Below are 24994 nucleotides of genomic sequence, written 5' to 3'. Positions count from 1 at the left end.
GAGTTCCCGCAACACTTTTCGCGTCGATTGCCCGTGTACCGCTCGACCAGGGCCAGGACGCGTCTGACCAGGCACGCCCCTAGGGCGCGTTCACGAGAGGCTTCAAGCTGATGCGTGTAGTCACGAAGGAACGTTCACGAGAGACCAAGGCATCCGGACGGCACCGAAAGGTCGTCCAACGCTCCAGACGCGGCATGTACGCCGCCGCCACCTTCGCCTCGATGGCGACCGTCATGCTCGGCACCGGCCAGGCCGCCGCCGACGACTTCGGGATTCCGGGACTGCCGCCGGGCATCGATCCCGGCGACCTCCAAGGCACGCTGCCTGCCGTGGGCGGCGAAATGGCAAGCCAGATGCTCGATCCCGGGCAGCAGGCCGCGCTGAACGATGCCATCGGCGTCGCGGGCACGGTCGGCGGCTACACGCCGGCGGCGGGCGACATCAACGCGGCCATCGACGCGTTCCGCGGTGGCGGTGCGCCGCAACCCCTCTACTTCGGCCCCGGCATCGTGCCCGCGGTGGCGCCCGCCGGAGCCGAAAGCGCCCCGGGCGCAGTAGCGTCACCGATCGCCGATCTCGCCGCCACCGTCGCCCAGATCACCGGTGGCGGCATGCCACTCGAACACCTCGCCTCCTGGGCGGACCAGACCTTCCCCACCGGCCCGCTGCGCGGCCCGGTCGATGACCTGCTCGTCTTCGTCGAACAGGCCACACAGATGGCGGGCACGCGCCGCAATACCGCGACACCGGCCATCGACGATCTGATCAGCCAGGCCAAAACGCTGTTCGGCTTCCCCAAAGACGGGCCCGACCCGGTCCAGGGACTCCGTGACCTGCTGACCGGAACCACTGCTGGACAACAGGATCCGTCCGCTCAGCAGCTACCGCCCGGACTGCTCGCCGTCGCCGCACCGCTGCTCGGCCTGTTCGCACCGCAGCTCGGCGGTATGACACCGGCCCTCGCGCTCATCGTGCCGCTGCTGGCCATGGCGTCGAATCCGGCCGCCGCGATCGGGGTGGTCTTCACCCAGCTGCGCGACGCCGTGCGCGGGATGGTCTCCGATGCCCGGCATCCGGCCGCGCTCGGGCTGCTCGCGCTGCCCGCGATCGCGCTGCTCGCCGTCGTGCCGCTGGCCATCGTCGGCGGACTCGGCTTGGCCGCCGTGCTCACCCTGGGTGCGGTGGTACTCGGCGCGATCCTGCTCGCGCCCTTGGTGATCGGTGCGCTGATCGTGGGCGCGATCGTGCTCGCGGTCCTGGCGATACCGGTACTGATCGTGCTCGCGGTGATCGCGATACCGGTGCTGCTCATCGCGATTCCGGTCGCCATCGTCGCGTTCACCGTGCTCGCGCCGGTCATGCTGGTGGGTGGCATCGCCGCGATCGCGGTCGCCGCCGTCGTCGGAATCGTGCTCGCCGTACTCGCTTTGGCCGCGGGTCTGGTGTTCACCCTCGTCGGCTTCGTGGTGCTGACCGCCGCGGCGCTGCTCGCCTCGATCTTCGTGCCGTTCCTCGGCCTGATCGTGGCGCCCGTGCTGTTCACGGCCGCGCTCGCCTTCCTCGTCGTCGGCTTGATCGGGACGGCGGCGGCGTTCTTCGGCGTGCTCGGGATCGCCGGATTGATCACTGCCGCACTGTTTGTCGGCGTGGGGCTGCTCTCGCTGCTCACGCCGTTCGGGCTCATCGCGCTGCCGATCCTGGCCGTGCTCGCGGTCGTCGCCGTGGTGCTGTTCGGCGCGGTCGCTGTGGCCGGTGGCGCGATCCTGGCGGTGGTTGCGCTGGCCGGGCTGCTGGTGCTCTCGGTGGCGGGCGGGGCCGCGGTGATCGTGCTGCTCGCACTCGCTGTGGTGGCGACTGCCTTGCAGCTCGTGGCGGCGGCGCTGGTCTGGGCCGGACTCGCCGCCGCGGCAATCGCTTTCGCCGCGCTCGGTGCCGTCGGCGTGGCGCTCGCGGTGGTCGGCGGATTGCTCGCCACGATCGCACTCGTGATCGCCGTGCCGATCCTCGGGCCGCTGCTGGCTCCGCTGCTGTTCCTCGGTCTGGTCGCGATTCCGGCGGCGATCGGGTTGACGATGCTGTTCGCCGGCTTCGGCCTGCTCGCGTTCGCGACGTTCGCCGTCACCGCGGTGGCGCTGCTCGCGATCGCCGGTCTGGCGGCGTTCACCTTGCTCGCGACCGTGGTGTTCATGGTCACCATGCCGTATGCGATCCCGTTCATTCTGCTCGGCGCACTGGCCTTTTCGATCATCACGGGCGCGGGTATCGGCGTCGTCGCCGCGGCGTTCGTGGTGGCCACCTGGATCGGTGGCGGTGCGATCGTGCTCGGGCTGCTCGCCTTCGCCCTCGCGGTGGTGGCGACCGTGTTCGCCGGGGGGCTCGTGGTCTCGGCGCTGTCGTTCGCGTTGCTCGCGCTCGGGGCACTGGCGCTGATCGTGATCAATCCGCCGCTGGCGCTGATCGCGCTGCCGCTGCTCTTCGGCGGCGTGCTGCTCGGCACGCTCGCGACTCTCGGCACCGTGGCCGTGGTGAGCACGCTGCTCGGCGGGTTCGTCGCGGCACTCGGACTAGGGCTGGTCGCCGCCTGGATGTTCTTCGGCGTGCTGGCGCTGGGCACCTTCGTCGCGGTTTCGGCGCTGTTCCCGCCGCTGCTGCTGATCTCGGTTCCGCTCGCGGCCGCGGCCTTCGTGGTGATGGCGGTGCTCGCGTTCGCGACCTTGCTGGTCGGCGGTGCCGGGCTGGGCGCGATCCTGTTGGCGGGCAATCTGATTGCCGCTGTACTGGCGGTGGCCGCGGTGCTGGCCACCGGTGCGGTGGGGCTGGCCGGGTTCGTCCTGGCCGCGGTGCTCACGCTGCCGTTCCTGATCTTCGGCCCGTTCGCGGTGGTGGTTTCCACGGCGTTGTCGCCGGTCCTCGCGCTGGCGCTGTTGGCGGTGTGGTCGCCGATCCTGGTGGCAGGGTTGGCGATCGCGGCACTCGGTGTCGGCCTCGGTCTGTTCGGCCTCGTCGGGTTGCCGGTGCTGGCGCTGGTGATCGGGGCGGCGCTGGTGGCCGTCACGACGGCGCTCGCGGTCACCCTGGTCGCCATCAGCCTCGTGCTCGACTTCGCCACCCTCGGTGTCGCCGCCGCAGTGCTCGCGCCTTTGGTCGCCTTGGCGGGCCTCGGCGCACTTGCGCTGCTTGCGCTTCCGGTGCTGGCGCTGCTGGCGGTGCCGGTGCTCGGGATGGCGGGTTTCGGTGCGCTTGCGTTGCTTGCGCTTCCGGTGCTGGCCTTGTTGGCGCTTCCGGTGCTCGGCTTGGCCGCACTGGGCGCGCTTGCACTGGTGGCTCTGCCGGTCCTGGCGGTGGTGGCGGTGCTGGCCTTGGCGGCGCTCGGAGTGCTTGCCGCCGTGGCGGTTCCGGTGATCGCCGTGCTCGCGCTTCCGGTGCTCGCACTGCTCGCGCTCGTCGCGTTGCCACTACTCGCCATGGCCGGACTGGCCGCGCTCGGCGCGACCTTCGTGGCCGGCGCGGTGGCGGGCGCGACCGCCCTCGCCGTCGCCGTGCTCGGCGCACTCGCGCTCGGTGCTCCGGTGGCGGCGCTGGCCATCGTTGCGGTGCTGGCCCTCGCGGCCGTCGGCGCACTCGCGCTGCTCGCCCTGCCGGTCCTGCTGATCGGCGGCGCGCTCACCGCGGCGATCGGCATCCCGCTGGCAGTAGTGGGTGCGCTCGCCCTACTGGCACTGCCCGCGGTTCTGATCGGCGGCGCGCTGGCCGGTCTGGCCGCGCTGATCGGCATCCCGTTGGCGGCACTGGGCGCAGTCGTCCTCCCGGTGCTGCTGGTCGGCGGTGCGCTGCTCGGTGTGGCCGCGGTGGTGGGCCTCCCGCTGGCGCTGGGCGCGGCCGCACTGCTCGCCGTGCCCCTCTTGATCGGCGGCGCCTTGGCCGCCTTGATCGGCGTGCCGGTGGCGGCCGTGGGCGCACTCGCGCTGGCCGCATTGATCGGCGTGCCCCTTGCCGTCGTCGGTGCGCTTGCGCTGGCGGGTGGTGCACTCGCCGCAGCGGTCGGTATCCCGTTGGCGCTCACCGCCCTCGCAGTTCTCGGCCTCCCGGTCCTGGTCATCGGCGGCGGACTCGTCGCCCTCGCGGCAGTGGGTGCGCTTGCCCTGCTTGCCCTTCCGGTGCTGCTGGCCGGTGGCGCACTCGCGGGCCTGGTGGCGCTGGTCGGTGTCCCGCTTGCCGTGGTGGGCGCGCTTGCGTTGCTCGCGCTTCCGGTCTTGTTGGCCGGCGGTGCCCTCGCAGGCTTGGCAGCGTTGATCGGAATTCCGCTTGCCGCAGTGGGTGCGCTCGCGCTGCTTGCGCTTCCGGTCTTGCTGGCCGGCGGCGCACTCGCTGGTTTGGTTGCGCTGGTGGGTGCGCCCCTCGCTGCAGTGGGCGCGCTTGCGCTGCTTGCCCTTCCGGTGCTGTTGGCCGGGGGTGCGGTGGCGGCGCTGGTGGGGGTTCCGTTGGCCGCGTTCGGGTTGTTCGCGCTGATCGAGATTCCGAAGCTGCTGCTCGGTGGTGCGATCGCGGCCGCGGTGGCCGCGGCGCTGGCTCCGGCCGCCGCCGTCGGTGTGGCCGCGTTCGTCGCCGCGCCGCTGATCGCGCTCGCCGCGCTGGTCGGCACACCGCTGGCCGCGCTCGGGGTCGTGACCGCAGCGGCGCTGGCGCTGGCGCTCGCCGTGCTGCTCACGCCCGGCGCGCGGGTCGGCATCATCTCCGGTATCCGGGCCGCGCTGGATCGCAATGGGCCGCTCGGGGCTTCGGGTGGCGGCGCGGCCGCGGCCGGCAGTCAGTTCCTCGACGACATCCCCGACGACCCGTCCCTGGAGCAGCTGGCCGCTTCGCTGCAAAAACTGCTCGCCCCGCTGCCGAGCCAACCGCAGGCAGCTCCGAAACCCGCGGCCGCGCCGGTCGCCTACGCCGATCTGCCCTACTCCGGAAAGGGGGCTGCCGAAGCGGTGGCGCGGGACCGCGCGCCGCACCTCGTCAGCGTTTCGCTGTGACGAACCCTGCATTGTCCCAACGCATTCAGCACAAGGAGAGTCAGACATGACGCACACAACGGAAACCCTGCACCTGGAATACCTCTACGGCCCGCGCTGGCAGGACGCCGTCCGCATCATCGAACGGTCCGGCCAGTTGACCGCGGCCGAACGCGAGAAGCTCAACGCGGCCGCGAAACAGATGGTGCAGGACAAGGTTTCGTCGCTGTCCAACGGCACCGGTCTCGGCCTGGAAGGCGGCCTGGCCGGCTTGCTGGCGGGGCTGGGCCAAGGCACGAACGCCGCCGCGCCGGGTATGCCGATCAATATCGCCACCGCCACGGCGAAGGCGTTCGGCCGCTCGCGCAACGTACAGGTCGCGGGAATGATCGCGGGCCAAGCCGTCGCGCCCAATGCGGCGGCGGGCCCGGGCGATCTGACCGGCCTGCTCGAATCGTTCGGTTCGATCGGCGTGGTGACCGTGGTCGGGCAGGCGGTGACCGCGGCGGTGCTGAGCGACCTTGTCGGACAAGGGGAATTCACCCAGGACGTCTATGACGAGCTGATGCGTCCGTGGAGTACCAGCATCGACGGGTGAGCGCGGCGACGAGTAGCGGGAAGAGGTCGGCATCATGTTCGATTCGCGAAACATCGGCTCGGGTGGGCTCACCACCGACGCCCTCGGTGGCCTGCTCGACGTGCGATCCGCACCGGTCACGTTCGGCTACTACGAGCAGAACGAGGCCACCGCGGACGCCGGTGTCGAGTGGAACACCCGGTCCCGGACCGCCCCGATCGGGTGGTGGAATCGGCACCGGCACGCGCAGACCGGCTTCGGGCTGGCGTTGATCACGACGCTCGCCTTCGTGCCTGCCGTGCAGAACGCGATCCTCACGGTGCTGACCCATGCCGGGTAGCGGGCGGCCGTCGCGTCGAGGGACGACCTTCCTCGCCGCGACGGCCGTCGCCGTCCTCTTCCTGCTCGTCGCGGGATTGCTCGGGGCGTGCTCCGACAACGGGTCGGCCGCTGCACAGCCCAAGGTGACCGATTCGGGCACCGCGGATTGCGCGGCGGGCGGGCAGGCCGTCGCGGGCTTGCGCGACACCTTCCGCGGGCTGTCCGATCAGCTCAACGGCCTCGGCCCCGCCGCGCAACGTGGCGACCTGACCGACGTGAAATCCCGTGTGGCCCAGGGCATACGCTTGTCCGACCAAGTCACCGCGACGATCCAGCCAGCGGTCGAGCGCATGGGTTCACCCCTCATCGGCAGCACCTATCGCGACGTCGCCACGGCGGGCGGCGGATTGCGTTCCGCGCTGGCCGAGTTCGCCGCCGCGCTCGATGCCGATCAGCAGGCCCAACCGGCCGCCGATGCCGTGAGCACCGCCCTGACCTCGCTCAACACCGCCATGGACCGCATGCGCCGCGCCTGCCCCACCGTCTTCCCGGACCAGCCGAGCCCGACCTACGGTCCCGCCGTTCATTACCGATAGCGGATCACGCGCCCGCAGAACGCCTTTCGAAGAGCCGGTCGCGGGCGACGGCGAGCGCCCGGGAGACGGCGCCGGTGAGGACGCCGTCGTCGCCGAGCGTGCTGGCGACGATGCGGGGGCGTAGCGGACCGAGTTCGCTCATCCGGCGGCTGATCGCGCTGCCGAGCAGCTCGAGATTGTTGCCGATACCGCCGGTGAGCACGACGAGTTCGGGATCGAGGATGGCGGCGACCGCGGTGATGAGCGCGCCGATGCGGCGGCCCTCTGCTTCGACCACCGCGATCGCGCGGGCATCGCCGCCGGCCGCGGCGCTGAAGATCTCCTTCGCGGAAGCGCCCGCCAGACCGGCCTGTTCGGCCGCCCGCGCGACACCGCCTGCCGCGGCGACGGTTTCGGTCATGCCGCGTTCGCGGGCGTCGAGCGGGGGAGCGTCGACCTCGGTCGCGGGCAGGAACGAGACCTCACCGGCCGCACCGGTGTTGCCGACGTAGAGTTCGCCGTTGATCACGATGCCCATGCCGACACCGGTGCCGATCGAGATGAGCACGAAATTGCGCACGCCGGCCCCGGCGCCGAAGGTCAATTCGCCGACGGCCGCGAGGTTGATGTCGTTCTCGATGCTCGACTCGACCTCGAGCGCGGCACGCAGCTGCCCCACCAGCCCGGCCCGGCCCCACCCGGGCAGGTTCTGCGCGTAGTCGAGTCGCCCGGTGCTCGGATTCAACACGCCGGGACTGCCGATCACCGCGTAATGCACTGCGGCCCAGTCGATCCCCGCGTCGGCGGCGACCTCGTCGGCCAGGCTGCGCACCCGGCGTACCAGGTCCGCGGCCGAGCGGGCGGAATTGCGCACATCGCGGCGTCCGATGAAATCGCCGCGCAGGTCGGCGATGGCGAGCCGGATCCAGTTCCGGCCGATATCGACTCCGGCCACCACCCCGGCGCGCACGTTCACGTCGTACAGCGCGGTGGTCGGTCCCGGCCGGCCGCTCAGCGAGCCGACCAGCTGTACCAGCCCGGACTTTTCCAGACCCGAAAGTGCCGCTGACACGGTAGGTTTGGACAATCCGCTGGCTTTGGCGAGTTCGCCGCGCGAGGCGGGCCCGCTGACCCGCAGATAGTCGAGCAGCAGCCGTTCGTTCATCGTCCGGAGCAGTTGGGGATTACCGACCCTGCTCATGACGTCGCCTCGACGGCGCTCGGCGTCGTCACGCGCGGGCACGCCGCGACACGATTCGCTCGCTCATGAATCCTCCTGCTCGCACCACTGGACACCTCGTTGTTAGTAAACTACCTTTCTTACCAACGCTCAACCGGGCGCTCTCACTCCACTCGGCACGGTGACCTCATGCGTCGAATTCAGCTCTTCACCGCGGCGGCGGCCGCACTCGTCCTGGCGGCAGGCTGTAGCTCCGGCGACAGCGCCACAGACGCGAAATCGGGCGGCGACACCCCGACGATCGCGCTGCTGCTGCCCGAATCCAAGACCACCCGTTACGAGGCCTTCGACCGCCCGCTGTTCGAGGCGAAGGTCAGGCAGCTCTGCGACAAGTGCAAGGTGCTCTACTTCAACGCCGACCAGGATGCGGCCAAGCAGCAGGGCCAGTTCGAGTCCGCGCTCACCCAGGGCGCCGACGTCATCGTGTTCGACGCGGTCAACGCCGATGCCGTTGCCCCGCAGGTGAATACCGCCCAGCAGAAGAAGATCCCGGTGATCGCCTACGACCGGTTGATCTCCGGCATCGCCTACGACTACTACGTGTCCTTCGACAACGTGAAGGTCGGCAAGGTGCAGGGCGACGCGCTGCTGGCCGAACTGAGCAAGCGCGGCACCACCGACAAGGGCCAGGTCGTGGTGATCAACGGCTCGCCGACCGACCCCAGCGCGGGCGACTACAAGAAGGGCGCGCACGAGGCCCTGGACGGAAAAGTGAAGGTGGGCCGGGAGTTCGACACCCCGGACTGGTCGCCGGACAAGGCGCAGCAGCAGATGGAACAGGCCATCACCGCCCTCGGCAAGGACGCGATCGTCGGCGTGTACTCGGCCAACGACGGCATGGCGGGTGGCGCGATCGCGGCGCTGAAGCGGGCCGGCTACGCCACCCTGCCCCCGCTGACCGGGCAGGACGCGGAACTGGCAGGCGTGCAACGGATCCTGACGGGCGAGCAGACCATGACCATCTACCTGGACTATCGGGCCCAGGCGGAGAAGGCGGCCGAACTCGCGGTCGCGCTCACCAAGGGCGAAAAGCCCACGGCCCCCGCGAAGACGAACAACGGTGCCACCGATATCCCGTCCTTCCTGCTCGACGCGATCGCGGTGGGCAAGGACAACATCAAGGACACCATCGTCAAGGACGGTCTCTATTCCGTCGCCGATATCTGCACGCCCGATGTCGCGGCGGCATGCCAGGCCGCGGGTATCAAATGACAGCTCCTGCAGCGGTTCTCTCGGCCCGGGGCCTGACCAAACGCTATGGCGCGGTGCAGGCGCTGGCGGGCGCGGATCTCGAGGTGCGCGCCGGTGAGGTGGTGGCCCTGGTCGGCGACAACGGCGCGGGCAAATCGACACTGGTGAAAGCGATTTCGGGAGTGACCGTCGCCGATGAGGGCGAAATCGTCTTCGCCGGTGCGCCGGTGCGGATCGCGCGCCCGCAGGATGCGCAGGCGCTGGGCATCACCACGGTGTTCCAGGATCTCGCGCTGTGCGACAACCTCGATGTCGTCGCCAACCTGCATCTCGGCGCGGAGACCAGGATCTGCTCGGTGCTCGACGAGATCGAAATGGAGCGCAGCGCACGCGATCTGCTCGCCTCGCTGGACGTGCGGATCAAGGACGTGCGGGCGCCGGTCTCCGCGCTGTCCGGTGGTCAGCGTCAGTCGGTCGCCATCGCGCGGGCCCTGCTCGGGCGGCCGCGGATGGTGATTCTGGACGAGCCCACCGCCGCGCTCGGCGTCGAACAGACCGCGCAGGTGCTCGCGTTGATCGGCCGGCTGCGCGAGCGCGGGCTCGCGGTGCTGCTGATTTCGCACAATCTGGTGGACGTGCGCTCGGTCAGCGACCGCGTCGTGGTGCTGCGGCTGGGCCGCAATGCTGGTGAGTTCGAGACCGCTAAGGCGACTCAAGCAGATATCGTGGCAGCGATCACGGGAGCGGCCGCATGAAAGAACGCAGTGAGCGACCGAGCCGAGCACGGCGAGGTAGGTCATGAGTGAAGCTGTTATGAAAAGACCTGTGTTACAGGGAGATCGGGGTCGTGGGCTGCTCGATGCCGCAGTGGACCGGCTGCGCCGCGGCGAAGTCGGATCGGTGCCGGTGGCGATCGGTCTGGTCATCATCGCCACGGTGTTCTATCGGCTCAACGCGCACTTCCTGTCCGCGGAGAATCTGACCAACCTCGCGTTGCAGATGGCGGCGACCGGGACCATCGCGCTCGGCATCGTGCTGGTGCTGCTGCTCGGCGAGATCGACCTGTCCGCGGGCTCGGTCAGCGGCCTGACCGCCGTGGTGATGACGCTGCTGTACGTGCAGCACGGGTGGAATCCGATCTTCTCGGTGCTCGCCGCGGTGGCGGTCGGCGCGGCCATCGGACTGCTGCACGGCCTGATGCGGACGATGCTGAGCATGCCGTCGTTCGTGGTGACGCTGGCCGGGTTGATCGGCTGGCAGGGGCTGATGCTGTATCTGCTCGGTAAGGACGGCACGGTGAACCTGCCGTTCGATCGTGGCATCGCCACGATCAGCGATACCTGGCTCTCGCCGCTGCTCGGCTGGATTCTCGTGGTGCTGCTCGCGGGCGGTCATCTCGTGGCGAGCCTGATCACCCGGCACCAGCGGGTGCACGCCGAACTCGACGCTTCGGCGCCGGTGTGGATCGTGCTGCGCTCCGCGGCGCTCGCGGCCCTGCTCGGCGCCACCGTGCTGGTGCTGAATTCCGATCGCGGCGTGCCGCTGACCCTGGTGATCTTCGGCGGACTGGTTCTCGGCCTCGACTTGATCTTGCGCAGAACGGTTTTCGGCCGGCGGATGTACGCCGTCGGCGGCAATGCCGAGGCGGCGCGGCGCGCGGGCATCAACGTCACCTGGATCCGGATCTCCGCGTTCATCGGGTGTTCGGTGCTGGCCACCCTCGGCGGCATCCTGGCCGCGTCCCGGCTGGTCGCGGTCAACCAGAGTTCCGGCGGCAGCGACATCCTGCTCAACGCCATCGCGGCCGCGGTGATCGGCGGAACCAGCCTGTTCGGTGGTCGCGGGCGCGCCTATGCCGCGCTGCTCGGCATTCTCGTCATCCAGTCCATCACCAACGGCATGCTGCTGCTCAATGTGGACTCCTCGGTGCGCTTCATGGTCACCGGCGCCGTCCTCGCGGTCTCCGTCGCTATAGATTCGGTGGCCCGCCGCGGCGCCGAGGGAGCGCGCTGAGTCACGGGCGAAACTGGGTCGCCCGCCGGAGGGGCGCCTGAACGCGGAGGGGTTGTCTCGCGTTCAGGCGGTTCCTCGCCCGGCCTCTGTGTTGATCGAACAACTGTGTCCGATCGAACAACCCGATCAGGTAACGCCGCTGAACACCCGACCGACACGCTGGGGGAGTTGTGCATGAGTTCGAAGCCGTGTGGGTCGGGGTTTTGGGAGTGTGTTCGTGGATCGCAGATCGACCTGGGTGGTTCGAGCTCGGGCAGTAGTACTGGCGGCGTCACTGTGTCTCGGACTCGGTATCGCGGCCGGCGCGCCCGCACAGGCGAGCGTGCCGCGTGACTGGGTGTCCACGCCCGCCGCGCCCGACGGGTCGGTGATCGCGCGGGTCGAGGAACCCGACGGACGCAACATCCGGATCTGGGTGCGTTCCACCGCGATGCAGGGCGCGACCTTCCCGGTCGATATCCAGCGACCCGCCGACGACACGCAGCCGCGGCCGACGCTGTACCTGCTGAACGGCGCGGGCGGCGGCGTCGACGACGCCAGCTGGCAACTGCGCACCAACGTGCTCGACTTCCTGGCGGACAAGAACATCAACGTGGTCCAGCCGGTGGGCGGGCAGTTCAGCTACTACACCGACTGGATCAAGGACGACCCGGTCCTCGGTCCGAACAAATGGAAGACCTATCTCACCGAGGAACTGCCCCCGCTGATCGACGCGGCCCTGAACACCAACAAGGTGAACGCGATCGCGGGTCTGTCCATGGCGGGCACCTCGGTGCTCGCGCTGGCCGAGGCGAACCCGGAGCTGTATCGCAGCGTCGCCTCCTACAGCGGGTGCGCGCAGACCAGCGACCCGATCGGCCAGGCCTTCGTGCAGATGACGGTGGAACGCGGGCACGGCACGATCGACAACATGTGGGGCCCGCCCGGCGACCCGCTGTGGGCGGCCAACGATCCGCTGGTGCACGCGGACCGGCTGCGCGGCGTCAACCTGTTCGTCTCCAGCGGTAGCGGGCTGCCCGGTCCGCACGACACCCTAGACGGACCGTTCCAGATCAAGCCCGGCGTCCCGCAGTGGGCCGATCAGCTGGTGGTCGGCGGCGCGATCGAGGCCGGTATCCGGATGTGCTCGCAGAACCTGCAGAACCGGCTGAACGAGCTGGGCATCCCCGCGACCTTCGATTTCACCCTGACCGGTACCCATTCGTGGGGCTACTGGCAGGACGCTTTCATCGCGTCCTGGCCGGTGCTCGCCCGCGGTCTCTACAGCTGATGAAGGTCGGCCGCGGCGTGTGACCCAGGTCATCCGAGGTAGCACGCCGCGGTCGGCATAGGGTCGGCTAAGGTGGGTACGACCGATGCAGATATGCGCATACATCGCGGTGAGGCGGGCGGCTGATGGGACACGAACACGAGCACGGACACGGCCATGGGAGTGGCGGCCACACGCATTCCCACGGGGTGTCCGGCGATGCCGATCGCCGCTGGCTGACGGTCGCGCTGGCGTTGATCGGCGGCTTCATGATGATCGAGGTCGTCGTCGGCTTGCTGGCGAACTCGCTGGCCCTGCTCTCCGACGCGGCGCACATGCTGACCGACGCGGCCTCGATCGTACTGGCGCTGACCGCGATTCGGCTGGCCGCCAGGCCGGCCCGCGGCAAATACACCTACGGCTTCAAACGTGCCGAGATCCTGTCCGCGCAGGCCAACGGCATCACGCTGCTGGTGCTGGCGGGCTGGCTGACCTACGAGGCGATCCGGCGCCTGCTCGAGCCGCCGGAGGTGACCGGTGGGCTGGTCGTGATCACCGCGCTGTTCGGCATCGTCGTCAATATCGCCGCGGCCTGGGCGATCAGCAAGGCGAACCGATCGAGCCTGAATGTCGAAGGCGCGTTCCAGCACGTGCTCAACGACCTGTACGGGTTCATCGCGACCGCGGTGGCCGGTGTCGTCGTGCTGCTCACCGGCTTCGCCCGCGCCGACGCGATCGCCACCCTGGTCGTCGTCGCCCTCATGGTCAAGGCGGGCCTGGGCCTGGTCCGGGAGTCCGGCCGCATCTTCCTCGAAGCCGCGCCCGCGGGTCTGGACCCCGACGCGCTCGGCCGCAGGCTCGTCGAGATGCCCGGCATCGACGAGGTGCACGATCTGCACGTCTGGCAGATCACCTCGGGCAATGTGGCGTTGTCGGCGCATGTCCTGGTCCAGCCCGGCGCGGACTGCCACGGCCTGCGCCAGCAGATCGAGCGGCTACTCGACCACGACTACGAGATCACCCACACCACCCTGCAGGTGGACCACTCCCAATTGGTCTCCGCCGCAGCGACATCCGACACCGGACGGCTGCTCCCGGTGCTGGCGGAACACTGCGACGACGCGCACGGCCCGGTGCACCGCGAAACCCACCCGCGCCACTAGGCGTCCAAGCGCCGGAACGGTTGTTCGGCTTCGATGAGGTAGGCGAGTTCGAGCAGGGTGCGTTCGGTGCCCATGGTGCCTGCGAACTGCACACCGATGGGCAGCCCGGCGCCGGTGTAGCCGCCGGGCACGGTGATCGCGGGCGTGCCGGTGATGTTGTTGATCGGGGTGAAGGCCACATAGGTGCGCAGGCGCTCGATCAGCACCTCGAAAGGGACTGTCGGACTGAGGAAACCGAGCTCGGGAGTTTCGTGTCCGAGGGTGGGAAGCAGCGCCGCGTCGTAGGGGTCGAAGGCGCGCCGATAGGTCGCGGCCGCCGCGCGTAGTCGATACAACGTCAATGGTGTGCGCCATGCGTCGCGGAGAAAGAGGCGGCGCAGGCCGATCGTCAGATCGTCGAGCTTGCCCGTGTCGAAGCGGCGGTCGCCGAGTTTGCCGGTCGAGGCGATCACCGCGGCGAGCAGGCCCCAATAGTGCACGAACGCGTTCTCCAGCGCGGCATCGAACGGCAGCGCGACCGGCTCCACCCGATGCCCGTGCGATTCCAGTGTGGCAGCGACGTTTTCGACGGCGTCGCGAATCGGGCCCGGCGGCACCGGTCCGCCGATGCCCTCCAGGATGAGCGCGATACGCAGTGGTTTCGATCCCGGCCCCTCGACCCGGCCGATCGGCGGCAGTGCCGGATTGTGCCAATATTCTTCCGCCGCGGCGGTATACGCCGCGGTGTCGCGCACGGTTCTGGTCAGCACGCCCTCGCTGACGATCCGGACCGGCAGCTTCCGCGACATCGGGGCGTCGATATGCCGTCCCCGACTCGGTTTCAGCCCGACCAATCCGGCGCACGCCGCCGGAATCCGGATCGATCCGCCGCCATCGTTGCCGTGCGCGATCGGCACCACCCCGGCGGCGACCAGGGCGGCCGTGCCGCCGGACGATCCACCCACCGAATAGCCGGTGTGCCAAGGATTCCGGGTCGGCGGCGCGAACGGCGGCTCGGTGGTCGCGTTGAAGCCGAACTCCGGCAGTGTGCTCTTGCCGAGCACCGTCATTCCGGCACTGCGGAATTGGCTGGTGTAGTCGCCGTCCTTGCGAGCGGTCCGGGCGCGAAAGGCCGCGCTGCCGTGGTTGGTCGGCATTCCCGCCACATCGATGTTGTCCTTGATGAACGTGGGGACGCCGTAGAGGCGGCCGCCCGGCTCGGACGGGGCCAGCGGTTGCGAATACGTCGCATAGGCGACGGCCGCGAGTTCTTCGACCTGCTCCGCCCGTCGCACCGCTGCCGCGGCCAGCTCGCCGGGGCTGCGTTCGCCGCGCCGCACCAGCTCGGCCAGTGCGACCGCGTCATGCGCACCGAGCGCGTCGTCGGTGAACGAATGCAAACGGGTGGGCGGAGCGTCAGCGGTCACATGTCGAACTTAGCGGCCGATCGGGCCGCCGGAGGCGGTTGTTCGTGGCACAACGACCGGCGCTTACGGTGGAACGGCAGGTCACTCTCAGCTATCTCGGAAGGAAGTAGATGGTTTCGCCGGTCTCCGACCCGTTGCCGCCGCAGGTGCGGATCGGTTCACTGCTGTTCGCGCTGCCTCCGGCGGGACGGCGATGGAGTCCGGCGTTGCGCTCCGCGCTCGCATTCCTGCTGCCCGCCGCGGTGGTGGTCGCGCTGGGGTATCCGGGGTACGCGCTGTTCGTGTTGTTCGGCGCGCTCGCCGTCATGTACGGGGAGCGCCGGGCCTATCTCCTGCGGGCCGGCGTGGTGCTCACCGCGGGCCTGGCGTTGCTGATGTCGTGTGCCGTGGGCGCGTTGCTCGGCGAGGTGCTCTCCGGTGGGCTCGGTGCTGCGCTGCTCACGGTGGCGTTGCTGACGGCGGTCGCGGCGGTCGCCGTCTACGTGATCGACGCGATGCGGCTCGGGCCGCCGGGTGCGCTGCTGTTCGTGATCGTGTGCGGTGGCTCGATGATGGCCACCGAGGCGGGGATCTCGGCCGCGGTGTTGCTGGCTTGCACGGCGTTCGGTGTGGCGGTGTCGGTTCTCGTCTCGATGGCGGGGGTGCTGCGTGATCGGCGCAAGCCCGAGCGGGTCGCCGTCGAAGCCGCCGATCACGCCGTCGACGCCTACTTGGCGGCGCGCGCGACCGGTCGACCCGCCATCGACCTGCGCCATCAGGCGGGTGGCGCGATCGCGGAGGCGTGGGCCGCGGTCTACGACGCGCGGCTGCCGACCCGGATGCCGGATTCCGAGCTGCTGAGCACCCTGGTCGCGGCCCGGAACCGGCTGGCCGGACCGGCCTACGACGACACCGACGATGTGGTCGTCGATCCGCTCATCTCGTTCGTCCGGCCCGGTGTCGGGTTCCGGCTGCGGCGCTCGCTGTCGTTCGACTCGCACGCGATGATCAGCGCGTACCGGGTCGGACTCGCCTGCCTGGTCGCCGGCGGTCTCAGCGCCGTGCTCGGTCAGGACCGGCCGCACTGGGCGGTGTTCACGGCCGTGATGGTGTTGCAGATCGGCCCCGACCGTGTCCGCGGCAAGGTCCGCGGCATTCACCGGTTCGCCGGAACTGTCGTCGGGCTGGCGCTTTTCGCGGGCATCCAGCAACTCGCGCCGACCGGTTACGCGCTCGCCGCGCTGGTGGCCGGGCTGATTTTCTTCATGGAGTTGTACGTTCCGCGCAACTACGCGATCGCGGCAGTCTTCATCACGCCGATCGCGCTGCTCGCGGTCGGCGCGTCGCCGCAGGTGGCGGTCGGGCCGCTGATCCGGGATCGGTTCGTGGAAACCGTGCTCGGCGTGGCGATCGCGATGCTCGCACCGCATGTCGTCACGCCGCGCGCACACCGGCGCACCTTCCGCTGGATCGAGTTGCGGGTTCGGGCCGCCGCGCATGCGTTGGTCGAATTGCTCCGTGCCGAACCGGCCGGCGCCGAAGCCGTGGTGCTGGTCCAGCAGTTGCAGTTCGAGCTGGTCGGCGTGGCCCGGACCGGTCTGGACTCGGCCACCGAGGAACCGAAATGGACCGCCGCGCACTGGCCGGTGCACGCCGCCATCGCCCATCTCGGTTACGACCTGCTCGCCGCCTGCTGGGCGTTGCCGCCCGGCGCGCTGCTGGACGATCCGGACTCCTGGGACACCGCGTTCGACGCGGTGCTGCCGCATGCGCCACGCGCGCAGGGGTAGCGAAAAACCTTAGGCCTGCTAGCGTTCGGGCATGCAGGACAGTGTGACGGTGCGGATGGCCGCGCCCGCCGAAACCATCTGGGAACTGGTCAGCGATATCACCAACACCGGCCGGTTCAGTCCGGAGACCTTCGCCGCCGAGTGGCTCGGCGGCGCCACCGGCCCGGCGGTCGGGGTGAAATTCCGCGGACACGTCAACCGCAACGGCTGGGGTCTGAAGTACTGGACCGTGTGCCGGATCATCGCCAGCGAGCCCGGCCGTGAGTTCGCGTTCACCGTGCTCGGGCCCGGCGGCATGGCGATCAACACCTGGACCTATCGCTTCGAACCGGTCGCGGGTGGCACCGACGTCACCGAGTCGTTCCAGTTGCACGCCAGCCCGCCGATCCGGCTGTACTGGCTGCTGGCCGGGCGGGCCAGGCGCAAGACGAACGTCGAGGGGATGCGCGAGACGCTGGAGCGGATCAAAGCCGTCGTCGAGTAGGTCAGTTCACGCAGGGGATCGTGTTGCCGATCGTCGTGGTGACCGGTTTGCCCGCGTCCGGCGCGGGCTCGGCCGGTGTGGTCGTTGTGGTGGTCGGCGCGGTCGAGGTCGATGTGCTCGCGGTCAGCTCGGTGGGCATGGTGAAGTCGCCGCCGAGAACTACCAGGACGTGTCCCGGCGCGACGCTCGTCGACGCGGTGGGGGTGAGACCGCCGAGGGTTTCGCCCAACTGGTTCGCGTCCGCCTCGGCGCCGGCACCGTAGGTGATCGACGTCGAGACCGCGCCGCTCGCCGTACTCCGATTCCCGAGGGTGCCCTCCCGGTAACCGCGCGCGGTCAGCGCGGCGGACAGGGTGGCCGCCGCGCCGGACACCGTGCCCGCGTTCTGGATATCGACCGTGCTCGTCGGCGGTTGCGCCGCGGCGGTGGGCGGCTGCACCCCGAACGCGGTCCGGACCTCTTTCTTGATCGCCGCCGGATCGATGATGTTGACGTCCTGGCCGTTGATCGTCTCGTAGCGCAGCACGGGCAGGGTCCGGAATTCGATCGCGATCGACCCGGCGGCGCCCAGATCGCTCGCGAAGTCGATCAGGTTCCAGTTGTCCGAGAGCACCACGTCGCGGTGGGCCACGTCCATCAGCGCGGAGAGCTTGCTCAGATTGGTCAGCGTCCCGGATTCCTTGAGCGACTTGGCCACCGAGGTGAGAAACGCCTGCTGCCGGTGCGTCCGGTCCAGATCGCCGTTCTCCAGTTCGTGCCGTTGCCGCACGAACGCCAGCGCCTCGGAACCGTTCAGATGTTGCGGTCCCGCCGGGAACTTGGCGCCCGAGTAGTAGCTGTCGTCGACCGCCTTGTTCAGGCACACGTCGACGCCGCCGAGCGCGGTGGCCAAGTCGTAGAACCCGGCGAGCGAAATCTCGGCGAACCGGTCGATCGGGACACCCACCAGGTTGCGCACCGTGGACACGATCGACGCGCGACCGGCCTCGCGACCTTTCCGCTCCAAGGTGACCGGGTCCTTCTCGCCGGCCGCGACGAGCTTGTCCTGCGCGGCCGCCTTTTTCAGGCCGTACGCTTCCTTGATCTTGGCTCGGTCATAGCCGGGGATACCGGTGACCGGCACGTAGTCGTCACGCGGGATGGAAAACGCGACGATCTTCTTCATGTCCGCCGGAATATGCATCAGGATCAGCGAATTCGCGTTGTAACCGCCGTCGTCGCCGTCGCCCGCGTGCAGTTGGTCGAGGATCTCTTTCGGTAAGTCCTTGCCGTTCAGGTCTTTCCGAGTGTCCAAGCCGATCAGCAGGATGTTCAGATCGCCGCCGAGCGAGTGCGGCGCGTCCTCGCCGATCGCGTCGGTGCGGGTGAACCCGTGATCGAATTCGAGCTTCGCCGACCAGGCGAAACCGGTGCCGGAGACCACGGCCAGGGCGGTGAGGGCCACCACTGCGCGGACAGCGTTCTTCGCCACCTTGGTCGCGCGACGTGGGGGCTGCTCGCGCGGTGCGGGAGCGCGCCGGGTTGCCACCCGGCGCGGTTTCGCCGCCCTGCGATGCCGCGCCCGGCCACTGGTCTCGTCGCCGATCTTGGCGAACTCGACGGTGTCGTCGTCCAGCATCGCGGCAGGTTCCGTGCCCGGCTTCCTCTTCGGCACTCGCTCCACCGGATCATCCTCGTCGTCAGTTCTACGCGCTTTCCCATCGAGAGTACGGATGTTGCGCTGGCTACGCCGGGGCAACCATCGGCAGGGGTCTGACCATCTCTTTCGGCGCAGCCGCTGCGGGGCCGGTATCCGGTCTGTTCCAACGGCAACGTTCCAACGTGACCGTTCCAGTGTTGACACGTCGTAAGTCGTTGGGGGTCAAAGTTTTTCGTCGGTGGGCTGGACTAGGGTAATGGGACCTCCACCTCGAGGGACGGTGCGGCAGTTGGTCCAGGCCGCATCGTGCCGAGGAAGGAGGTGGTGGGTATGGCGAAACATCGCCGGAAAAAGCGAGAGGCTCCGGTCGATTACGGCATCCTCTTGAGCGGAGCTGCTGTAATCGCCGGAGCACTCGTCTTGGTCCGCTGGCTGCGGGCTGAGTAACCCACCAGGCGGGGCGTCGACTAGCCCTCGGCGTCCCGCCACCCAGCATCACTAGGTGACGCTCACAACTCTACACGTCCCTGTATGTATTGTTGCGGCGAAATCGGTGCACAGCCTGCGTCAACCGGGGGTTTCGCCGGGACCACCGGGGCGGCCGTAGGCTCGGGTCCATGTCTGCTCCCGTTCTTCTCGTGCTCGGCGCCGGCCCCGGCGTCGGATTGGCCGTCGCCCGACTCTTCGCCCGTGACGGATACGCGGTGGTGCTGGCCTGTCGGTGGGCCGAAGAGGCGGAGCCGCTGGTCGCCGAATTGCACGAGGAAGGGTTCGACGCCGACGGGGTGGGTGTCGATCTGTCCGATCCCGCCGATGTGACCCGGGTGGTCGCCGGGGTGGGGGAGCGGCACGGCCGGATCGACGTGCTGCACTTCAACCCGAGCATGTTCCGCCAGTCCGATCCGCTCCAGTTGACCGTGCCGGAGTTGATCGAGGACTTCACCATCGGCGCCGCCGCGCTGCTGCCCGCCGTCCAGTCCGCCCTGCCGTTCTTCGCCGCAGGCGCCCGCGTGCTGGTTACCGGCAGCGCCGCGGCGGACAAGCCGTGGAATCAGGCCGCCTCACTCGGCGTGCAGAAGGCGGCCGTCCGCAACCTGGTCACCAGCCTGGACACCACCTTGGCCCCCAAGGGTTTCCGTGCCGTAGCAGTCCAGATCAACGGCGTCCTCGGCGAGGGCGCCTTCACCCGAGACCGGGTCGCCGCCGCCCTGCACGCCGCCGCCACCCGCCCCCTCACCGACTGGACTCCCCACACTTCCTACAACGGCTGATCCGGCGCACCTTTCAGCATCCCGCGCACTAATTCGTCGACAAAACAGTGCGCGGCAAGACAATTCGTGCGCAGCAGGATGATTCGCACGCCGTGCGCGGGCTGCCGTCTGGCGGGTGATTTGTGTGCGGTGCGAATTCGTGCGCGGGAGGGTGAGTCGCGCGGCGGGTTGCCTGGTGCGTGGCGACCTGGTGCGTGGCATCCAGTGGGTTTGTTCGATGCCGGCTCTGCGTCCCTAGCGGGGCAGGATTTCGGGAACCTCTATCGGTAGGTGGGCGGGGCCGCGGAGGTTCACGTGTTCGCGGTAGGGCGGGGGGTCTACGCGGAGGCGGGGGTGCGGCAGGCGTTGGGCGAAGCGGGTCAGGGCTATTCGGGCTTCCAGGCGGGCCAGGGGAGCGCCGAGGCAGAAGTGGGCGCCGAGGCCGAAGGTGAGGTGACGGCTTTCGCGGGTGGGGTCGAAGCGGTCGGGGTCGGGGTAAACGGCGGGGTCGCGTTGCGCGGCGGCGGTCAGCATGACCAACAGGTCGCCGCGTGCGATGTCCATGCCGCCGACGGTGAACGCATCGGCGGCGATCCGCGGCATCAACTGCACGGGCGGGTCGAACCGCAGCGTCTCCTCGACGATCCCTTGGGCGCGTTCGGGATTCGCTCGCAGGGCAGCGAGCTCGTCCGGGCGGCGTAACAGGGCCAGTGTCGCGTTCGAGATGAGGTTGACCGTGGTCTCGTGTCCGGCGATGAGCAGCAGCGCGCAGGTGGAGATCAGCTCCTGGTGCGAGAGCATGTCGCCCGCGTCTTCGGCCGCGATGAGCTGCGAGAGCAGATCGGGCCCCGGTGTGGCGCGGCGGCGTTCGGCGAGTTCCTCGAAGTAGTTGCTGAGTTCGGTGCCCGCACGTTCCAATTCCGCCGGGTCGGCCTGGAATTCGGCGGCGCGCCGGGAGGTCGGGTCGAGTGTGCGGGCCAGCAGCCCGGACCAATGGCTGAGTTGTGCTTCGTCTTCGAGTGGCACGCCGAGCAATTCACAGATGACAGTGACCGGCAAGGGGTACGCGAAGTCGGCGACACCGTCGAATGCCCCTGCTGCCGAACGCTTGTCGAGCAGATCATCGACGATTTCGGTGATCCGCGGCTCCAGTTGCTGCACCACCCGGGGCGTGAACGCCTTCGACACCAGCCGTCGCAGCCGGGTGTGGTCGGGTGGATCGAGAAACAGGAACGACGGCTTCACTTGTTCCGCAGGGGTTTTCGACGAGGTGTACAGCGGCATCGGGCCCATGTGCAACGTCGCGAGCGAGCGGTCCACGCTCACCCGTGGGTCGCGCAGCACTGCCGTGCAGTCGGCATGGCTGGAGAACACCACGACCGGCGCGGTGCCGATCCGGAACGGTCCGGCCGCGCGTATCCGTGCGAACAGGGGATAGGGGTCCGGCCTGAGCGCGGGATCGAGCAGGCGCACGTAGTCGGCGGTCGGTTCTTGGGCTGTCGTCATGAGGCTCCCACCTGATGCGCCGCACCGTTGCGGGTCGGCATCTGATCGCCCGGCGGTGACCGGTTGTTAGTATTATTGCGATACTGGTGGTAGGAATGCAATACCGTCACCGCATGCGAGGATGTGCCCCATGACCATCCGACGTCCGCCTGATGATTCGGTGACCCGCGTCGTCGAGTTGCTCGGCGACCGGTGGACGATCCTGCTCATCGCCGAGGCGTTCTTCGGCGTGCGGCGGTTCAGCGATTTCGCCCGCAATATCGGCATCACCAACCGCAATCTGCTCACCAGCCGGTTGCGCATGTTGATCGACGCGGAGATCTTCGCCCGCACCGACGAGGGCGGTGGCCGAGTCGATTACCATCTCACCGCCGCCGGTCGCGAGCTGTACCCGATCATCATCGCGATGATGGCCTGGGGCGATCGTCACCTCGCCGACCCGGACGGCCCGCCGCTCGTGCTCGAGCACCGCACCTGCGGGCACACGATCACCCCGGTCATGGTGTGTGATCACTGCCGGACCGAGCTCGACCCGCGCGAGGTCGAGGCGCGGCCGGGCCCAGGCTTCCATTCCTCGCCCATCACCGAGGCGACCGGCTGAGCGTCAGCCGAGTGCGCGCGCCGCGGCGGTGATGGCCGCGGCCGCACGGTCCACATCGTCGGCGGTGGTCCGCCAGTTGCTGAACGCTGCGCGCAGCGCGGGCATCCCCTCGTAAACCGTTGGGGTGACGAAGGTTTCGCCGCTCCCCGCGATCGATGCGGTGAGCGCGGCGATCCGCTCCGGTGTCGGCCGGTCGGCGAGGGTGAAGCAGACGACGTTGAGCCGCACCGGCGCGGCGAGCCGCAGCAACCCGTCGGCGGTGAGCAGCTCGCCGAGGCGATTCGCGCAGGCTATGTTGCGCCGCACGATGTCTCGATGGCCGTCACGGCCGTAAGCGGTCAGTGAGAACCACGCGGGCAAGGCGCGCAGCCGACGAGAGTTCTCCGGCACCAGGTGCCCGAAATCCGGTGTGCCGGTGGGCGCGGACAGGTACGCGGCGGAATTCAGGAAGACCCGCAGTTGGAGCTCGCGGTGCTTGCTGAACTGGACCGCGGCGTCATAGGGCACGTTGAGCCACTTGTGCAGATCGACGCACACCGAATCCGCCTCAGCCAGTCCGTCGACCAACTCGGCGTGCTCGGGGTCCAGTGCCGCGAACGCGCCGAACGCGCCGTCGACGTGCAACCAGAACGGATACCGTTGGCGCAGTGCGGCAATCGCGCGCAGATCGTCGAAATCGACCGTGTTCACCGTGCCCGCGTTCGCCACCACGATGGCGGGGTGGCCGTCGAGCGCGTCGAGCGCCTCGGCGAGCCTGCGCACGTCGACGGCTTCGCGCCCGGGCCGGGTCGGCACGTATTTCAGGCTGTCCCGGCCGATTCCGAGCATGGACAGCGATTTGACGATGCTGGAGTGCGGTGTGCCCGAGAGCACGGGCACCGGGCCGAGCGCCCCGACACCGGCCTGCGCCACCGAGACGCCGAGCTGTTCGCCGAGCCACTCCCGCGCCATGGCCAGGCCGACGAAGTTCGACATGGTCGCGCCGCTGACGAAAGCGCCGGTGTGCCCGGTCAATCCGAACAGCTGCCCGATCCACTCGACCGTTCGACGCTCCAGTTCGGCCGCCGAGGAGTCCTCGCCCGACATGGCGTTCTGGTCGAGGGTGGCGGTGAGCCAGTCACCCGCGACTGCGGCGGGCGTGGCGCCACCGGTGACGAAGCCGAAGTACCGCGGACCAGCGCTGGCCGAGAACTGCGGCTCCCAGCGTTCCCGGAACAGCGCGAGCGCGGCCCGCAAGCCGCTGCCCTGTTCCGGAAGCGGCTCCGGCCCACCTTCTTTCGCCGGTCGCGCGACCGGACGTGCGGCGAGGCCGGTCAGCAGCTCGGTCGCCGATTCGCGCACCGCGTCCAGCAGCGCGGGCAGTTCGGCGAGGTCGCCGGCAAGGTTCTGATCCACAGCTCGACGCTACGAGCCGCGCCCCGGCGTGTCCGGAGCCAGTCGAAAAGTGCTGGCCTTACTCGAAAAGCGACCTTGCTCGAACGGCCTCAGCGCAGCGCACTGCCCTGCTGCCACTGGTCCCAGGGCACGCCCCAGTCGCCGTTCTGCCAGACCTCGAGCGGCGCGCCACCGGTGTTGCGGACCTCGACCACGTCACCGGGAACCGCGAAATCGTAGAACCAGCGCGCATTGTCCGGGCTCAGATTCAGGCAGCCGTGCGAGGTGTTGGTGTTGCCCTGCGCCCACATGGTGGAGGCCAATTCGTGCAGGTAGATGCCGTCGGTGCTGATCCGGGTGGCCCAGTTGATGGTTTCCTTGTAGCCGAGCCGGGAGTTGACCGGCAGGCCGAAGGTGGAGGAATCCATGATCACCGGGTTGGCCTTGCTCATCACGGTGTAGGTGCCGGGTTGGGTCCAGAAGGTGATGGTCTTGCCCCCGACGTTCTCGCTCCCGCCCATACCCATCGAGGTGGGCATGGTGCGGATCAGCCTGCCGTCCTCGAAGACCTGCACCTGTTTGGTGTTGTCGTCGGCGATCGACACGTGCGACGCGCCGACGGTGAACGAGGCCTTGCTGTCCTCTTGGCCGTAGAGTCCGCCGCCGAGGTCGACCGCGTAGATGTTGGCGGCGACGTTCACCTTCGTGCCCGGCGTGTAGTAATCCTTGGGCCGCCAGTGCAGGTGCCGGTTGTCGAGCCAGTACCAGGAACCTTCGACCGGCGGGTTCGTGGTGACCGAGAGCCTTTTCTCGGCCAGCGCGCGGTCGGGGACGTCTTCGTCGAAATGCGCGGCGATGACGGCGCCGACCCCGAAGGTGCCGCCGTCGAGCAGGCCGCCGCCGGTGGTCTCGAAATACACCTTGGTCTGATTGTTCGGCGTCAGCGTGGCGAACGTCGAGGTCAGCGGTCCGCTGCGGCCGGTGATGGTGAGGCCCTCGGCGGTGATCGTGTAGGTGTGGCCGTAGCCGAGCGCGTCGGCGGGCTTCCACGCGGTCTTGTCCGGCGTGAAAATGCCCTCGATCTGCTTGCCCGCCTCGTTGGTCATGGTCACCGAGGTCAGCACGCCGTCACCCGCGCTCACCTGAACGGGGGTGGTGGGGTCGACGCCCTTCGCGCCGGGGGCGGGGGTGATGGCGATCGCCGCGGGTGCCGGGTCCTTCGATACCGGTGCCTTCGAATCCGACCCTGAACAACCGGCAACCACCAGCGCTACGACCAGGACGGCGATCCCGGCGGCGCTGGATCGGAAGCGGCGACTCGACATGATTTCTCCTGTGCTCGCCGTGCGCTTCCCGCGGCGCACCCTCGACTTTCGATCCCGCCCCGCGAGTTTACCGGCCCGCGGCGGGTGCCTTGGTCGAGGCGGAACTCAGTTGTCGGGGCCGATCCGGAATTGGGTCGCCAAGCCGCGTGCGACCTCGTCGCCGAGAAACGGCTGCAGGAGGAGGAAAAGAATCATGGACATCGGCACAGCCCCGATCGTGTAATGCGGTACTACCAGGCCTCGGCGCCGCAGGCACTTCGCTCGACGGCGCAGCGTGACCTTGCACACTGTCCATTTCAGGCTAAGGGTGC

General features: G+C 69.0%; 19 protein-coding genes. 13 read left to right on the top strand and 6 right to left on the bottom strand.

All coding sequences use genetic code 11. The annotated features are described in order from the left end of the window. Nucleotides 1-110: 110 nt before the first annotated feature. Genes NVU01S_RS08465 through NVU01S_RS08450 form a run of 4 tightly spaced genes read left to right on the top strand, consistent with a single transcriptional unit; the run spans nucleotide 111 to nucleotide 6494 of the window. Nucleotides 111-5021, top strand: a complete 4911-nt coding sequence (locus NVU01S_RS08465; RefSeq protein ID WP_156161376.1) for an MnhB domain-containing protein — start codon at nucleotides 111-113, stop codon at nucleotides 5019-5021. Nucleotides 5022-5067: 46 nt separating this feature from the next. Continuing rightward, complete coding sequence (locus NVU01S_RS08460) at nucleotides 5068-5598, top strand: hypothetical protein (protein WP_043663163.1); 531 nt, start codon at nucleotides 5068-5070, stop codon at nucleotides 5596-5598. Nucleotides 5599-5632: 34 nt separating this feature from the next. Then, complete coding sequence (locus NVU01S_RS08455) at nucleotides 5633-5917, top strand: hypothetical protein (RefSeq protein ID WP_042264180.1); 285 nt, start codon at nucleotides 5633-5635, stop codon at nucleotides 5915-5917. After that, entirely contained in the window at nucleotides 5907-6494 is a 588-nt protein-coding gene (locus NVU01S_RS08450; protein ID WP_043663167.1) for a hypothetical protein, read from the top strand. Before NVU01S_RS08455 ends, NVU01S_RS08450 begins: the two co-directional genes overlap by 11 nt. Before the next feature lie 4 nt (nucleotides 6495-6498). Here NVU01S_RS08450 and NVU01S_RS08445 read toward each other — a convergent pair whose 3' ends face one another. After that, nucleotides 6499-7674, bottom strand: coding sequence for an ROK family transcriptional regulator (locus NVU01S_RS08445; protein WP_043663169.1), 1176 nt, complete (start codon nucleotides 7672-7674; stop codon nucleotides 6499-6501). Nucleotides 7675-7842: 168 nt separating this feature from the next. Here NVU01S_RS08445 and NVU01S_RS08440 point away from each other — a divergent pair, with 168 nt between their 5' ends. The 5 genes from NVU01S_RS08440 to NVU01S_RS08420 all read left to right on the top strand — a co-directional run bounded on the left by NVU01S_RS08440 (nucleotide 7843) and on the right by NVU01S_RS08420 (nucleotide 13329). Beyond that, the gene (locus NVU01S_RS08440) at nucleotides 7843-8925 is read left to right on the top strand and encodes a sugar ABC transporter substrate-binding protein (RefSeq protein ID WP_043663172.1); all 1083 of its coding nucleotides are present in this window, start codon (nucleotides 7843-7845) and stop codon (nucleotides 8923-8925) included. Next, entirely contained in the window at nucleotides 8922-9659 is a 738-nt protein-coding gene (locus NVU01S_RS08435; protein WP_052280089.1) for an ATP-binding cassette domain-containing protein, read from the top strand. Before NVU01S_RS08440 ends, NVU01S_RS08435 begins: the two co-directional genes overlap by 4 nt. Nucleotides 9660-9717: 58 nt before the next feature. Beyond that, nucleotides 9718-10917, top strand: a complete 1200-nt coding sequence (locus tag NVU01S_RS08430; RefSeq protein WP_244467076.1) for a sugar ABC transporter permease — start codon at nucleotides 9718-9720, stop codon at nucleotides 10915-10917. A 217-nt stretch (nucleotides 10918-11134) separates the two neighbouring features. Next, complete coding sequence (locus NVU01S_RS08425; RefSeq protein ID WP_373864187.1) at nucleotides 11135-12187, top strand: alpha/beta hydrolase; 1053 nt, start codon at nucleotides 11135-11137, stop codon at nucleotides 12185-12187. A gap of 122 nt (nucleotides 12188-12309) precedes the next feature. Further along, on the top strand, nucleotides 12310-13329 hold the full coding sequence (locus NVU01S_RS08420) for a cation diffusion facilitator family transporter (RefSeq protein WP_373864191.1): 1020 nt from the start codon (nucleotides 12310-12312) through the stop codon (nucleotides 13327-13329). Here NVU01S_RS08420 and NVU01S_RS08415 read toward each other — a convergent pair. Further along, nucleotides 13326-14735: an amidase gene (locus NVU01S_RS08415; RefSeq protein WP_043663178.1), complete on the bottom strand. Its 1410-nt coding sequence runs from the start codon at nucleotides 14733-14735 to the stop codon at nucleotides 13326-13328. The two genes, NVU01S_RS08420 and NVU01S_RS08415, sit on opposite strands and share 4 nt — an antisense overlap. A 110-nt stretch (nucleotides 14736-14845) precedes the next feature. Here NVU01S_RS08415 and NVU01S_RS08410 point away from each other — a divergent pair, with 110 nt between their 5' ends. Together NVU01S_RS08410 and NVU01S_RS08405 are read left to right on the top strand one after the other, a co-directional pair. Further along, nucleotides 14846-16504: an FUSC family protein gene (locus NVU01S_RS08410; protein WP_043663181.1), complete on the top strand. Its 1659-nt coding sequence runs from the start codon at nucleotides 14846-14848 to the stop codon at nucleotides 16502-16504. A gap of 31 nt (nucleotides 16505-16535) precedes the next feature. Beyond that, nucleotides 16536-16988, top strand: a complete 453-nt coding sequence (locus NVU01S_RS08405) for an SRPBCC family protein (protein ID WP_014982225.1) — start codon at nucleotides 16536-16538, stop codon at nucleotides 16986-16988. Nucleotide 16989: 1 nt separating this feature from the next. Here NVU01S_RS08405 and NVU01S_RS08400 read toward each other — a convergent pair whose 3' ends face one another. Continuing rightward, nucleotides 16990-18516: an LCP family protein gene (locus tag NVU01S_RS08400; RefSeq protein WP_043663643.1), complete on the bottom strand. Its 1527-nt coding sequence runs from the start codon at nucleotides 18514-18516 to the stop codon at nucleotides 16990-16992. A 728-nt stretch (nucleotides 18517-19244) separates the two neighbouring features. On the opposite strand from NVU01S_RS08400, the gene NVU01S_RS08395 reads away from it, so the two are divergent. Further along, nucleotides 19245-19898 (top strand): SDR family NAD(P)-dependent oxidoreductase, encoded by a 654-nt coding sequence (locus NVU01S_RS08395; protein ID WP_043663185.1) that lies wholly within the window; start codon nucleotides 19245-19247, stop codon nucleotides 19896-19898. 234 nt (nucleotides 19899-20132) lie between these two features. Here the strand turns inward: NVU01S_RS08395 and NVU01S_RS08390 are convergent, their stop codons facing one another. Beyond that, nucleotides 20133-21383 (bottom strand): cytochrome P450, encoded by a 1251-nt coding sequence (locus NVU01S_RS08390; RefSeq protein ID WP_043663189.1) that lies wholly within the window; start codon nucleotides 21381-21383, stop codon nucleotides 20133-20135. Between the two features lie 130 nt (nucleotides 21384-21513). Here NVU01S_RS08390 and NVU01S_RS08385 point away from each other — a divergent pair, with 130 nt between their 5' ends. Beyond that, nucleotides 21514-21984 (top strand): winged helix-turn-helix transcriptional regulator, encoded by a 471-nt coding sequence (locus NVU01S_RS08385; protein ID WP_043663192.1) that lies wholly within the window; start codon nucleotides 21514-21516, stop codon nucleotides 21982-21984. 3 nt (nucleotides 21985-21987) lie between these two features. On the opposite strand, the gene NVU01S_RS08380 is transcribed toward NVU01S_RS08385, so the two are convergent. Both NVU01S_RS08380 and NVU01S_RS08375 read right to left on the bottom strand, forming a co-directional pair. Next, the gene (locus NVU01S_RS08380) at nucleotides 21988-23379 is read right to left on the bottom strand and encodes a pyridoxal phosphate-dependent decarboxylase family protein (protein ID WP_043663195.1); all 1392 of its coding nucleotides are present in this window, start codon (nucleotides 23377-23379) and stop codon (nucleotides 21988-21990) included. A gap of 89 nt (nucleotides 23380-23468) precedes the next feature. Beyond that, nucleotides 23469-24683, bottom strand: coding sequence for a L,D-transpeptidase (locus NVU01S_RS08375; RefSeq protein WP_043663647.1), 1215 nt, complete (start codon nucleotides 24681-24683; stop codon nucleotides 23469-23471). Nucleotides 24684-24994: the final 311 nt, after the last annotated feature.

Source organism: Nocardia vulneris, assembly GCF_001613425.1.
In the GTDB taxonomy this organism is placed as follows: Bacteria; Actinomycetota; Actinomycetes; order Mycobacteriales; family Mycobacteriaceae; genus Nocardia; species Nocardia vulneris.
This window is presented reverse-complemented; position numbering and strand designations above follow the sequence as displayed.